General features: G+C 72.6%; 12 protein-coding genes. 3 read left to right on the forward strand and 9 right to left on the reverse strand.

Features of this window, described 5'->3' with window-relative positions; all coding sequences use genetic code 11:
* Nucleotides 1–221: 221 nt before the first annotated feature.
* The 3 genes from RZ84_RS14120 to RZ84_RS14130 are packed head-to-tail and all read right to left on the reverse strand — an operon-like array spanning nt 222 to nt 3,078.
* Nucleotides 222–1,394, reverse strand: coding sequence for a dipeptidase (locus tag RZ84_RS14120; RefSeq protein WP_043264617.1), 1,173 nt, complete (start codon nt 1,392–1,394; stop codon nt 222–224).
* Nucleotides 1,391–1,930, reverse strand: a complete 540-nt coding sequence (gene purE / locus RZ84_RS14125; RefSeq protein ID WP_043264618.1) for a 5-(carboxyamino)imidazole ribonucleotide mutase — start codon at nt 1,928–1,930, stop codon at nt 1,391–1,393. Before purE ends, RZ84_RS14120 begins: the two co-directional genes overlap by 4 nt.
* Nucleotides 1,927–3,078, reverse strand: a complete 1,152-nt coding sequence (locus RZ84_RS14130) for a 5-(carboxyamino)imidazole ribonucleotide synthase (protein WP_043264619.1) — start codon at nt 3,076–3,078, stop codon at nt 1,927–1,929. The genes purE and RZ84_RS14130 overlap by 4 nt, the downstream gene beginning before the upstream one ends.
* A 174-nt stretch (nt 3,079–3,252) precedes the next feature.
* Between RZ84_RS14130 and RZ84_RS14135 the strand changes: the two genes are divergently transcribed.
* Together RZ84_RS14135 and RZ84_RS14140 are read left to right on the forward strand one after the other, a co-directional pair.
* Nucleotides 3,253–3,693 carry a protease inhibitor I42 family protein gene (locus RZ84_RS14135; protein ID WP_241777701.1) on the forward strand — a complete coding sequence of 147 codons (441 nt, stop codon included), beginning with the start codon at nt 3,253–3,255 and terminating at the stop codon, nt 3,691–3,693.
* A gap of 97 nt (nt 3,694–3,790) precedes the next feature.
* Nucleotides 3,791–4,297, forward strand: a complete 507-nt coding sequence (locus RZ84_RS14140) for a GtrA family protein (protein ID WP_043264620.1) — start codon at nt 3,791–3,793, stop codon at nt 4,295–4,297.
* Between the two features lie 28 nt (nt 4,298–4,325).
* On the opposite strand, the gene RZ84_RS14145 is transcribed toward RZ84_RS14140, so the two are convergent.
* Both RZ84_RS14145 and RZ84_RS14150 read right to left on the reverse strand, forming a co-directional pair.
* Nucleotides 4,326–5,573, reverse strand: coding sequence for an ATP-binding protein (locus RZ84_RS14145; RefSeq protein WP_043264621.1), 1,248 nt, complete (start codon nt 5,571–5,573; stop codon nt 4,326–4,328).
* 6 nt (nt 5,574–5,579) lie between these two features.
* Nucleotides 5,580–6,260 carry a response regulator transcription factor gene (locus tag RZ84_RS14150; RefSeq protein WP_030086430.1) on the reverse strand — a complete coding sequence of 227 codons (681 nt, stop codon included), beginning with the start codon at nt 6,258–6,260 and terminating at the stop codon, nt 5,580–5,582.
* A 509-nt stretch (nt 6,261–6,769) separates the two neighbouring features.
* Here RZ84_RS14150 and RZ84_RS14155 point away from each other — a divergent pair.
* Nucleotides 6,770–8,275, forward strand: a complete 1,506-nt coding sequence (locus RZ84_RS14155) for a peptide MFS transporter (protein ID WP_043264622.1) — start codon at nt 6,770–6,772, stop codon at nt 8,273–8,275.
* Between the two features lie 81 nt (nt 8,276–8,356).
* Here the strand turns inward: RZ84_RS14155 and RZ84_RS14160 are convergent, their stop codons facing one another.
* The 4 genes from RZ84_RS14160 to RZ84_RS14175 all read right to left on the reverse strand — a co-directional run bounded on the left by RZ84_RS14160 (nt 8,357) and on the right by RZ84_RS14175 (nt 12,777).
* Entirely contained in the window at nt 8,357–9,793 is a 1,437-nt protein-coding gene (locus RZ84_RS14160; protein WP_241778052.1) for a hypothetical protein, read from the reverse strand.
* A gap of 32 nt (nt 9,794–9,825) precedes the next feature.
* Nucleotides 9,826–10,845, reverse strand: a complete 1,020-nt coding sequence (locus RZ84_RS14165) for a hypothetical protein (RefSeq protein ID WP_107068271.1) — start codon at nt 10,843–10,845, stop codon at nt 9,826–9,828.
* A 128-nt stretch (nt 10,846–10,973) separates the two neighbouring features.
* Nucleotides 10,974–12,023, reverse strand: a complete 1,050-nt coding sequence (locus RZ84_RS14170) for a COG1470 family protein (RefSeq protein ID WP_043264624.1) — start codon at nt 12,021–12,023, stop codon at nt 10,974–10,976.
* Between the two features lie 19 nt (nt 12,024–12,042).
* Nucleotides 12,043–12,777 carry an LPXTG cell wall anchor domain-containing protein gene (locus RZ84_RS14175; protein ID WP_043264625.1) on the reverse strand — a complete coding sequence of 245 codons (735 nt, stop codon included), beginning with the start codon at nt 12,775–12,777 and terminating at the stop codon, nt 12,043–12,045.
* Nucleotides 12,778–12,884 lie beyond the last annotated feature (107 nt).

A 12,884-nucleotide genomic window follows, 5' to 3' on the forward strand; every position in this document is an offset into this window, starting at 1 on the left:
GGGTGGTGTGCCGGACGTAAAGCGAAGCAGTCCGGCACACCGCCCCCGCAGGGCCGTCACCGCACCCGAAAGCCCCGCGCAGCGGACAACGCCCCGCGCCGCAGGCGCAAAGGCGAGTAACCCCCGCGGCGGGACGGCCGACAACGTCGGGCGCGGCAAAGCGCAGCGGAACGGCGGGACAGCCGACAACGTGGGAAGCCGGCCAAGCGCAGCGAACCGGCTCAGATGGTCACGTTGGAAGGCCCGCGCAGCTTCCGTTCCTGGCGGGAGACGTCCTCCGCCGCGCGGAGCACCCGTACCGCGTTCTGCCAGGTCAGCTTGGCCAGGTCGGCCGCCGACCACTTGCGGTCCAGGAGTTCGGCGATGAGGTTGGGGTAGCTCGCGACGTCGGCGAGGTCGGCGGGGGTGAAGGCGGTGCCGTCGTAGTCGCCGCCGATGCCGATGTGGTCGATGCCGGCGACCTCGCGCATGTGGTCGAGGTGATCGGCGACGGTGGCCGCGGTGGCCGTCGGCCGCGGGTTGGCGGCCTCGAAGGCCCGCTGGACCGCCATGCCCGCCTCGGTGGTGTCGAGGTGGTGCAGGCCGTGCGCGCGCATGTTCTCGTCGGCGCGCAGCGTCCACGCGACGGCGGCGGGCAGCACGAACTTCGGTACGAAGGTGGCCATCGCGACGCCGCCGTTGGCGGGCAGTTGGGCCAGGACGTCGTCGGGGATGTTGCGCGGGTGGTCGCAGACGGCGCGGGCGGAGGAGTGCGAGAAGATCACCGGCGCGGTGCTGACGCGGAGCGCGTCGCGCATGGTGTCCGCGGAGACGTGCGAGAGGTCGACGAGCATCCCGCAGCGGTTCATCTCACGGACGACCTCTTCGCCGAACGCCGACAGGCCGTGGTGGCGCGGCTCGTCGGTCGCCGAGTCCGCCCAGTCGTTGTTGTCGTTGTGGGTCAGCGTCATGTAGCGGACGCCGAGGTCGTGGAACGCGCGCAGGGTGGCGAGCGAGTTGTTGATGGAGTGGCCGCCCTCGGCGCCCATGAGGGAGGCGATGCGGCCCTCGGCGCGCGCGGCCTCCATGTCCTCGGCGGTGCGCGCCGGCACCAGGTCGGCGGCGTAGCGGTCGGTCAACTGCCGTACCGCGTCGATCTGTTCGAGGGTGGCGCTGACGGCGTGGTCGCCGGTGTGGTCGGAGCGGACGTACACCGACCAGAACTGCGCGCCGACCCCGCCGGCCCGCAGCCGCGGGATGTCGGTGTGCAGGCTGGCGCTCTGGTCGGTGGCGACATCGCGCCGGTCGAGGTCGTAGCGGACCTGTTCGCGCAGGGCCCAGGGGAGGTCGTTGTGGCCGTCGACGACCGGCCACTCGGCCAGCAGCTCCCGGGCGGCGTCCCGGGCGGCCGTCACTTCTCGCCCCCGAAGCCGAAGCCGCCGGTGTTCGCGACCTTGTTGCGCAGCCGCTTGCCCTTCTCGGTGGCCTGGTCGTTCAGCTCCTGCTGGAAGTCCCGCATACGGGTGAGGAGTTCGGGGTCGTGTGCGGCGAGGATGCGGGCGGCGAGCAGGCCGGCGTTGCGGGCGCCGCCGACGGAGACGGTGGCGACCGGGACGCCGGCCGGCATCTGCACGATGGAGAGCAGGGAGTCCATGCCGTCAAGGTACTTGAGCGGGACGGGGACACCGATGACCGGCAGCGGGGTGACGGAGGCGAGCATGCCGGGGAGGTGGGCGGCGCCCCCGGCGCCGGCGATGATCGCCTTGAGGCCGCGGCCGGCCGCCTCCTCGCCGTACGCGATCATCTCGTGCGGCATGCGGTGCGCCGAGACCACGTCGACCTCGTAGCGGATCTCGAACTCGTCGAGGGCCTGGGCGGCGGCCTCCATGACGGGCCAGTCGGAGTCGGAGCCCATGACGATGCCGACGATGGGGGAGCGCGGTGCGGTCATTCTGTGATTGTTCCTCGCAGGTAGCCGGCGGCGTGCGCGGCGCGCTCGCGCACGTCGGCCAGGTCGTCGCCGTAGGTGTTGACGTGGCCCACCTTGCGGCCCGGCTTCACGTCCTTGCCGTACATGTGGATCTTCAACTGCGGGTCGCGTGCCATGCAATGCAGGTACGCGGCGTACATGTCGGGGTAGTCGCCACCGAGGACGTTGGCCATCACCGTCCAGGGGGCGCGCGGGCGGGGGTCGCCGAGCGGGAGGTCGAGGACGGCGCGGACGTGGTTGGCGAACTGCGAGGTGATCGCGCCGTCCTGGGTCCAGTGGCCGGAATTGTGCGGGCGCATCGCGAGCTCGTTGACGAGGACGGCGGGCGCGCCGTCGGCGTCGCGGACCTCGAACAGCTCGACCGCGAGGTGTCCGACGACGCCCAGTTCGCCGGCGATCCGCAGGGCGAGCTGCTGGGCGTGCGTGGAGAGCTCCTCGGACAGGTCGGGAGCCGGGGCGATGACGGTGTCGCAGACGCCGTTGACCTGGATCGACTCCACGACCGGGTAGGCGACGGCCTGGCCGTGCGGCGAGCGGACGACGTTGGCGGCCAGCTCCCGGACGAAGGGGACCTTCTCCTCCGCCAGGACGGGCACCCCGGCGAGGAACGGCTCGGCCGCCTCCTTGGAGGATCGCACGACCCAGACCCCCTTGCCGTCATAGCCCCCGCGGACGGTCTTCAGGACCACCGGGAAGCCCTCGCCCTCGGCCGCGAAGCGCTCGACGTCGGCCGGGTCGGAGACGATGCGGTGGCGCGGACAGGGGGCGCCGATGGCGTCCAGTCCGGCGCGCATCGCACCCTTGTCCTGGGCGTGCACCAGCGCGTCGGGGCCGGGCCGTACGGGGATGCCGTCGGCCTCCAACGCGCGCAAGTGCTCGGTGGGTACGTGCTCGTGATCGAAGGTGACCACGTCGCAGCCCTGCGCGAAGGCACGCAGGGTGTCCAGGTCGCGGTAGTCGCCGATAACGACGTCGCTGACCACCTGGGCCGCCGAGTCCTGCGGGGTGTCGCTGAGGAGCTTGAATCTGATGCCGAGGGGGATACCCGCCTCGTGGGTCATACGGGCGAGCTGGCCGCCGCCGACCATGCCGACTACCGGGAACGTCACGCCCCCAGGGTAGCCGCACGGCAGCGCCGCCCCGACTCCGGGCTTGGAGGATCCTCCGAGCGCAGACGTTCGAAGAACGCCGGCCATTCGCCGTTGCGGACCCGCGGCGGCGGACCGGGCCGGCCCGGGACGACGACGGATGCCGGGCTGCCGCCCGGCGGAGGGGGATGCCGGATGGAGAACGGTGACATAGCGCGCGACTCCCGGCCGCTGGTGATCGCCATGGCGGTCGCCGCGCTGCTGATCGCGCTGTATTCCGTGGTCAGCCAGCTGTCCGGACCGGCGGTCTACCGCCCCGGCGACACCGACATCTCGGTCTCCGCGGGCGACCGCTTCACCATCGCGGTCCCGGACGACCCCGGCGACGACCACCACTGGATCATCGCCGCCCCCCGTCCGGATCCGGCCGTTGTGGAGGCCACCGGCGAGCACACCGACCCGGACCCGGAACCGGGCGATCCGCCGTCCCGCACCGCCGGCACCCACGAGCTCCGCTTCCGGGCCGTGCGCGCGGGACGTACCGACCTGCGGCTGCTGTACTGCCGGCGCTGCGCCACCGGCGCGGTGGACGAGCCGGGCGCCCGTGCGGTGAACTTCCGCGTGACGGTGGACTGAAGGCCCCGGGCACCGCGGTCCGGCGGGCGTGGTTAGAGTGGGGACGCACCGGGCCGCCGGCCACACACCGCCCACGACAGGGAGCTGGACGATCACCATGAGTGAACGGAGCCCACTGCGGTCACGGCTGGCATCGCTCGTCCAGGAGATCGTGAAGTTCGGCGCCGTCGGCGGTGCCGGGGTCGTGGTGAACTTCGCGGTCTTCAACGTCGTCCGGCATCTGACCGAGCTTCCCGTCGTCCGGGCGAGCATCGTCGCGACGGTGGTGGCCACCGCCACCAACTACCTCGGCTACCGCTACTTCGCCTACCGGGACCGCGACAAGCAGGGACGCACCAAGGAGCTGACGCTCTTCCTGCTGTTCAGCGTGATCGGCCTGGTCATCGAGAACGGCATCCTGTACGCCGCGACGTACGGATTCGGCTGGGACAGCCCGTTGCAGAGCAACTTCTTCAAGTTCCTCGGCATAGGGATCGCCACGCTCTTCCGCTTCTGGTCCTACCGCACCTGGGTCTTCCGGGGGCTGCCGGCCCGCGAGGCCGTGGAGACCGCGGAGTCCTTCCTGACCGACGACGCGCAGCTGCCGAGCGGCGTGCGCAAGTAGCGCCGGACAGCTTGACGTAGCGGCGGGCTCACTCCTCGGTGGGCTCCGCCTCCCGGGCCAGGAACAGCGCGAAGACCGGCGGATGCTGCTGGAGCAGCTCCAGGCGGCCGCCGTCCGCCTCCGCCAGGTCGCGGGCGACGGCGAGCCCCAGGCCGGTGGAGTTGCGGCCGGAGACGGTCCGCTCGAAGACCCGCGAGCCGAGGTCCGGCGGTACTCCGGGGCCGGCGTCGGTGACCTCGACTACCGCTTGGTTGCCGGTGACGCGGGTGCGCAGTGCGACCGTGCCGTCGCCGTGCATCAGGGAGTTCTCGATGAGGGTGGCCAGCACCTGGGCAACCGCGCCGGGGGTACCGACGGCCCGCAGCTCCTTCTTGCCGGAGCGGACGATGGCGCGTCCGGCGCTGCGGTAGGCCGGGCGCCACTCCTCGATCTGCTGCTTGACGACCTCGTCCAGGTCGAAGGCGACCGCCGATCCGCTGCGCGGGTCCCGGGAGTTGGTCAGCAGCCGCTGCACCACGTCCGTCAGCCGCTCCACCTGGGCCAGCGCGATGGTGGCCTCTTCCTTCACGGTGTCCGGATCGTCGGTGAGGGTGATCTCCTCCAGGCGCATGGACAGCGCGGTCAGCGGGGTGCGCAGCTGGTGCGAGGCGTCGGCGGCCAGCCGCCGCTCGGCGGTCAGCATGCGGGCGATCCGCTCGGCGCTGGCGTCCAGCACATCGGCGACCCGGTCCAGCTCCTGGACGCCGTAGCGGCGGTGGCGGGGGCGCGGATCGCCGGAGCCCAGCCGCTCGGCGGTCTCCGCGAGGTCGGTGAGCGGCGCGGTCAGCCGGCGGGCCTGGCGGATGGCCAGCACCACCGCCGCGAGGATCGCCAGGAGGGCGACGGCCAGGATGACCAGCAGCGTCCGGCCGATCTCCGCGCTGACCGTGGAGCGGGACTCCTGGACGATGACCGACTCGCCCTGGTCACCGCGCACCTGCGACTCGATCACGTCGCCGGACGGCCGGGCCCCGATCTCGATCTTCGGCTTGCCGGGCACCTTGATCTCGGCGTACCGGTTGGCGGTGATCTGCTCCGAGAGGACGTCCGGGGTGATCTTCTCGTTGCTGCCCAGTCGGCTCTCCACTATCCCGACCAGCCGGACCGCTTCGGACTGCACGCTCTCCTGCGCGCCGGACTGGATCGTGCGGGTCTCGACGATCACCAGGGAGACGCCGAAGACGGCGATGACGACGAGCACCACGGCGAGCGTGGAGTTGATCAGGCGGCGGCGCACGGGCCCCTAGCTCTTTTCGAAGCGGAAGCCGACCCCGCGCACGGTGGCGATGTAACGGGGGTTGGCGGCGTCGTCCCCGAGCTTCTTGCGGAGCCAGGAGATGTGCATGTCCAGCGTCTTGGTCGACGACCACCAGGTGGTGTCCCAGACCTCGCGCATCAGCTGGTCGCGGGTGACGACCCGGCCGGCGTCCCGTACCAGCACCCGCAGCAGGTCGAATTCCTTGGCGGTGAGCTGGAGTTCCTCGTCCCCCATCCAGGCGCGGTGCGACTCGACGTCGATCCGTACGCCGTGGGTGGCGGGCGGCTGCTGGGGCTCGGCGGTGGAGCCGCGGCGCAGCAGGGCCCGGACGCGGGCGAGCAGCTCGGCGAGCCGGAACGGCTTGGTGACGTAGTCGTCGGCGCCGGCGTCCAGGCCGACGACGGTGTCCACCTCGTCGGCGCGGGCGGTCAGCACCAGGATGGGGAAGGAGTGGCCTTCGTTGCGCAGCCGGCGGGCGACCTCCAGGCCGTCCATGCCGGGCAGTCCCAGGTCCAGGACGACGAGGTCGATGTTGCCCTGGAGGCCGGCGTCGAGCGCCGTCGGGCCGTCCTCACGCACCTCGACTTCGTAACCCTCGCGGCGCAGGGCGCGGGCGAGCGGCTCCGAGATGGACGCGTCATCCTCGGCGAGCAGTACACGGGTCATGGGCCGATGGTAGTCCGATGTGCCGACAACGAGGGCGGACCTGCACGGATGGGCGACAGCGGGCGGTCCGCGCCCACGCGCACGCGCCTGAGCTGCGCGGGCGCGTGCGGGCGGGGTCGTGCGGACTGACGCAAATGGTTCCCCGTCCGAATGTGAGCGTTGTCTCACGGGTTCCAACGGCGCGTCGCACGGACGTATGGTGTCCCGAACGTCCAACGCACAACCACCGGGGCCGTGACGGCACTGAACGTCATAGGTCCCTCGTTGTGTGCGGGTCTGGAACCACCAGTCCCGAACACAGTGATTGACCTGTCGACCGGGTCCGCCGGCCGCACTCGCGGCACGGGGGCGTGGATCCCGGCGTACGGCCTCCCGTCGACACCTGCGCATACGGTGTCGAACCTCCTTGGGCGTTGGGGGGCGGGCGGGGCGTCGCCGGTGCCGGTCATCCCCCACCCGGGCGCACACCGACCCCTCGGAGGCGTCCCGCGAGCAGCTTAGGAACCTCCATGGCGTCCAGCCTGACGAAGGGCACCGCCCGGCAGGGAACCCCTGCCAACGGCGGCAAGACCTTCTTCGGCCACCCCCGCGGCCTGGCCACTCTCTTCATGACCGAGATGTGGGAGCGTTTCAGCTTCTACGGCATGAAGGCCCTGCTCCCGCTGTATCTGATCGCGCCCGGCGGCATGCACATGCAGGCCACCACGGCCACGGCGATCTACTCCGTGTACATGGCGATGGTCTACCTGCTCGCCATGCCGGGCGGGTGGATGGCCGACCGCTTCTGGGGACCGCGCAAGACGGTCGCCATCGGCGCCTCGGTCGTCATCGCGGGCCACATCACGCTGGCCCTGCCCACCGCGCCGACCTTCTTCGCCGGCCTCGTGCTGGTCGCGATCGGCTCGGGTCTGCTCAAGGCCAACATCTCCACGATGGTCGGCCACCTCTACGACGGCCCCGAGGACCCGCGCCGGGACGGCGGCTTCACGCTCTTCTACATCGGCATCAACCTCGGCGCCTTCCTGGCCCCGCTGACCATCGGCAGCGTCGGCGAGAGCGTCAACTGGCACCTCGGGTTCACGCTCGCCGCGGTCGGCATGGCGCTCGGCCTGGGCCAGTTCCTGCTCGGCACCCGCCACCTGAGCCCGGAGAGCAGCGTCGTCGCCCAGCCCGCGACGCCCGAGATGAAGGCGTCGGCGCTGCGCAAGGGCCTGCTCTGGCTGATCGCCGCGGCCGTGTTGTACACCGTCCTCGGTGTGACCGGGAACTTCGCCGACTGGTCGCTGCTGCCGATCACCATCGCGGGTCTGGTCATCCCGATCGCGGTGCTGGTCCGCATGAAGCGCGACAAGGAGCTCACGGACGTCGAGCAGTCCAAGCTCTCCGGCTATGTCTGGTTCTTCGTGCTCGCCGCGATCTTCTGGATGATCTACGACCAGAACGGCTCGACGCTCTCGATCTTCGGTAAGAACTCGACCACCAACGACCTCTTCGGGTTCCACTTCCCGACGTCCTGGTACCAGTCGCTGAACCCGGTCTTCATCATGGCGCTGGCCCCCGTGGTCGCCTCGCTCTGGCTGTGGCTGAACAAGCGCGGCAAGGAGCCGACCACCGCCGTCAAGTTCGCCTCCAGCCTCGGGCTGATCGGCGTCTCGTTCGCGGTCTTCCTCATGCCGCTGCTCGACACCGCCTCCCACGGCGGCCGGGTCAGCCCGATGTGGCTGGTGGCGGTCTACTTCATCCAGACCGTCGGTGAACTGTGCCTCTCCCCGGTCGGCCTGTCGGTCACCACGAAGATGGCGCCCGTCAAGTACAGCTCCCAGATGATGGGTGTCTGGTTCCTGGCGGTCACCGCGGGCGACTCGGTGTCCGGTCTGCTGACGTCGCCGCAGCTGAACGTCAACCTGAACACGGCGAGTTCGGTCGTCGTCGAGGCCGCGATCGCGGTCCTCGCCGGATGCGGCATCTGGATGTCCCGCAAGCGCGTCAAGCAGCTGATGGGCAGCGTCAACTGACGCCTCCCGGCCCCGGATCGCGGAAGGGGGCGTCGCACCGTCGGTGCGGCGCCCCCTTCGCCGTTCCCGGGGCGTGCCGGGTCAGCGGACCCGCACCCGGCGCCGGGGCAGGAACGTGAACACCGCGCCGCCCAGCAGGACGGCCGTGCCGGCGACGAGGCCGAGGGCGGCCAGCGCGCCGTGGTCGGCGGCGCCGGTCGCGGCCAGGCCGCCGCTGCCCCCGGACGCGGCGGCCGAACCGGACGAACCGGCCGATCCGGAGGCGCTGCCGGACGCCGCCGCACCGCCCGGGGAGCCGCCGGCCGTCCCGCCGGCCGTCCCGCCCGAGGTGCCGCCCGGCTGCGCCGAGGTGTTCAGGGTGAGCGAGGCACCGGGGTCCTTCTCGGGGGTGCAAGTAGTGGTCGTCCCCAGGGCGTTGACGGTGAGCACACCCGGGGTCAGGGTGGCCCTGCCGGTGGCACCCGGCTTGTAGGTACCCTTCAGGTCGGGGATCTCGATCGGGTCGCCCGACTTGATCGGCTTGCTGTTGGCCGGCCCCCGCGTCGCCACCGACCCCTTGTCCGCGCCGCCCACCCTGACGTCCATCGACGGCTTGACCGAGCCGGCCGGGATGTCCGCCGGACTGGTCATGACGGACTTCTTGAACTGCACCGTCAGGTCGTAACCGCCGCTCTTCTTCACGGCGTTGATCTGCACCGGCGAGGTCGCCTTCTTCTCCCCGATGGGCGTCTTGCAGTCGTACGGGACCTGGACCTCGGTGCCCTTGTACGCGGTGCCGTCGGGGTCGCCGCCGGAGCCGCCCGAACCGCCGGTGGACCCGGTGGCCCCGGTGGCCCCGGAGGACCAGGTGCCGCCCGTCCCGCCGGAGGTGCCCGCGCTGCTGCCGCCGGTACCGCCCGTGCCGCCGGTACCGCCCGTGCTGCCCCCGGAGGACGTGCCGGAGGTGGTTCCGCCGCTCGTCCCACCACTCGTCCCCGCGCTCGTCCCGCCGGAGGTGCCGCCACCGTCGGTCACCTTGACCGTGACCGCGGGACGGACGGTCTCCTTGGGCGAGCACTTGGTGTCCGTGGAGATCGGCTGGTTGACGTTGATGTCGTAGAAGCCGGGCGTCAGGGTGACCTCGCCGGGCTCGGTCAGCTTCAGCTTGCCCGTCATGTCGGACAGCTTCATCGAACTGCCCTTGGGGATCGGCGGGTTCCGCCGCGGCCCCTGCATCGACAGCTCACCGGTCTGCGCCCCGGCGACCGTGATCGTGCCGGTCGGCTGGACGGTGTTCTCCCCCAGGTCGAGGATGTCGGGGTTCTTCGAAGCGGCCTCGACGGTCTTCCAGACCACCGTGATCTCGTCGCCGACCTTCGCGGTCGCGGGTGCGCCGATGTCCACCTTCGTCGTGCCCTCGATAGGCGGCAGCCCCGATATCGGCGGCGGCAGGCACTCCGTCTTGTAGGACACCTCCGCCGCCTGTGCGGTACCGGCCACGGCCACGGTGCCCGCACCCGCGAGCACCAGCGCGGCCATCGAGGCCACCGCGGCTCTCCTCCGTTGCCTCATCACGCAGAACCTTTCGACGTCGGTCGTTCGGTTGATGTGGTGGTGGACGGTGCGGTGTCCGGGGTGAACCACGGCAGTACGGGAGCGCCGTCCGGCGTCCCTCCGGGGTCACGGTTCCTGGTGTGCCGGCCGGCGTACCGGGCCAGGCGCCCGCCGCGCCGGCCGCGGGCGGCGGTGGTCCCGCGGGTGGGGCGGACGCGGTCCACGATCGCCATGCCGACGCGGAAGACGGCGGTGGGGACGACCACGCAGAGCAGCACCCAGAAGAGGGTCACGCCCCACGGCCGGCCGACGCCCCAGGGCTGTTCGACCAGCAGCCGGCCGCCGTACTTGAGGGAGACCAGATAGTCCCCGTGCGCCCCGGCGGCCAGCTCCACCGGGAGCCTGACCTCGGCCTTCCGGCCGGCCGGGACGGTTCCCCGCCACTGCTGGTCCTCCCACTTGGGCGCGAAGACGCCGTGCGAGGTGCCGACCTGGAAGACCGGGTCCTTGGCCGGTGCCGAGCCGAGATTGCCGACCGTGACGGTCAGTTCGCGCTGCGCCGGGGCGCCGAACCAGGTCAGCAGCCCGCTGCTGCCGGTCAGCCGGGGCTGCGCCAGCACCGCCAGTCGGCCGGCGCTGACGTCCCGGGGCAGTGGCGCCACCGGGTGCCCGGCCACCTTGAACGCGGCATCCGCGCCGGCCGCCGGACCGGTCACGCTCGCCACGTGCACCACGCAGGGGCAGGGCCTGGGCGGTTCGGCGACCGGGAGGCTCGTGCGGAACGCGCCGTCCGCGCCGGTGGTGGCGGTCCGTCCGTCGCCGTTGGCACAGGAGTTGGTGCCGCCGATCATGTTCTGTCCGCAGATCAGCAGCGTCAGCAGCGTGTGGGGCCGCCAGCCCCGGCCGGTCACCGTGACGCTGCCGCCCGTACCGGCCTCCTTCTGCGCCACCGCCGCCGAGGGCGCGCCGCCGGCCGCAGCGGCGGACGGGCCGGGGAGGAGCACGGGCAGCAGGGCGAGCGCGAGCACCGCGAGCAGGGCGGGGGCCCGGCGGCGTCCGGGGCGGGGCCGCGTCCGGAGCCGTCCGCGGGGTGGCCGGGCGCGCGCCCCTGGGGGCGCCGCGACCGCGGCTCCGGTGATGGCCGTCGCTGTCCCGCTCTCGCCGTTCACCTGCGCACCCCTGTTCCCGTCCTCGTGCCCGTCCTCGTGGCCGTCGTCGTGGCCGTCCTCGTGGCCGTGCCGGTTCCCGTACCGCCGCTCGCGCCGGTCCTCGCGTCCGCGGCTTCCGTTGCGGCGCCGGGCGCTCTGTCCTCCGAGCCCACCGCCGCCGGGTCCGCGCGGCCGGCTCTCCGGCGCCGCCGTACGACGAACCGGCCGCCGCCCGCCGCCAGGAGGAGCGCCACCGCGGCGGCGCCGCCCCAGGGGACGGCGGTGTACCCGGCCGTGGCGTCGTCGTGCGCACCGCCCGCCGCGGTCGCGGTGAGCCGTACGTCCACCGCGTCGAGGGCGGGCGGATCGGGCCAGGTCTCGGTGCGGTCGACGCGTCCGCCGGGTGGGAGGGTGACCGGCAGGGCGCGGCCGGCCCGGCGCAGCAGCGGCCCGAACAGGCCGTCGGCGCGCACCGCGAGCGACGGCCGGAGCACCGTGTTGCCGCGGTTGACCAGCGTGTACCGGATCACCGCCGCGCTCCCCCGCCGGTGTACCGACACCCGCTCGACGGTCAGCGCGGACAACGCGGGGCCGGTGACCCGCAGCCGCACCGGCACCCGGGACCGCCCGCCCGTGGCGCCCGGCCCGGTGGCCACGATGGTGCCGGGGTGGTCTCCGGGGGCGGCGTCCCGCGGCACCGTCACGGTGAACGGCACGGTCGCCCGGGTACGCGGCGGAACGGTCACCTCCGCCGTGCCGAACAGCAGCCACGCACCGGCCCCGTCCCGGGCCCCGGCGCCCCGCAGCCGTACCGTGACGGCCCGTTCGGAGGGGTTGCTGACGGCCAGCCGGTCGGTCATGGCGGTGCCCGGCGCGCCCTCCAGGTAGAAGTACCGGCCGTCCGCCCCGCTGGGCGCGGCGGACCAGCCCGGCCCGGCGGGAGCGGCCCGGCCGGCCGTCGCGATCGGGGCGGCGGCCGGGCGGGCCGCGGCCGGGGCGGGGTTCAGCAGGACGGTGGCGGCCGTGACGGCCGCACCGGTGACCGCGGCGCGAGTACGGAACGGCATGGCCGGCTCCCGGTGGGGGTCAGGCCCGTTGGTGACGGCGGGTCAGCCAGAGTGCGCCGGCCGCGCCGGCCAGCAGGACGGTGCCGCCGAGGGTGCCCAGTGCGACGGCGGAGTCCGCGGGTCCGGTCTGCGGCAGCCGGCCGCCGCCGGACGCTCCGCCGGCGCCGCCGGTACTGCCACCACCGGTACTGCCACCTCCGGTGCTGCCGCCGGAGCCGCCGGCGGCCTTGACGTCCAGTGCCAGCGAGGGCTTGGGGCTGTTGCTCGGCGTGCAGGTGGTGGTGGTGCCCAGCGCCTTGATGGTGAGGGTCGACGCGGTGAAGGTGACCTTGCCGCTCGACCTGGGCGTGTAGGTACCGCTCAAATCGCTGATCTTGATGGGGGTGTTGGCCGGTATCGCCTCGGCGTTGGGCGGTCCGGAGACCGGCACCGTGCCGTTCTCCGCGCCGCCCAGCTTGATCAGCGCGCTCGGCTTCATCGCGCCCTTGCCGAGCTCGACGGGGCTGGAGGAGACGCCCTTCTGGAAGGACATGACGAGCTTGTACGCTCCCCCGCTGGGGGTCCCCTTGATGTCGATGGGCGATACCGCGCCCTTGTTGCCGATCGGTGTCCTGCACTGGTAGTTGACGTCGACGACCTCGGCGTGCGCGGCCGGCGCGGCGAGCATCACCGCTGATCCGGCCGTCAGCGCCGCCGTCGCGGCCAGGCCGGCCGCCCGGCGCCGGCCGCCGTGCTGTGCGTGGAAGCGGGCCACCTTGAGTTCCCCTTCTCCCGGGTAGCGCACCGCCGGATGTTACTGACGGCACATCAGATGGGTCGCTCAAGGTACGCCGGGGACCTTGCCGAGGGAAGGCACAGCAC

The organism is Streptomyces sp. CT34, from assembly GCF_000805335.1.
Classification (GTDB): domain Bacteria; phylum Actinomycetota; class Actinomycetes; order Streptomycetales; family Streptomycetaceae; genus Streptomyces.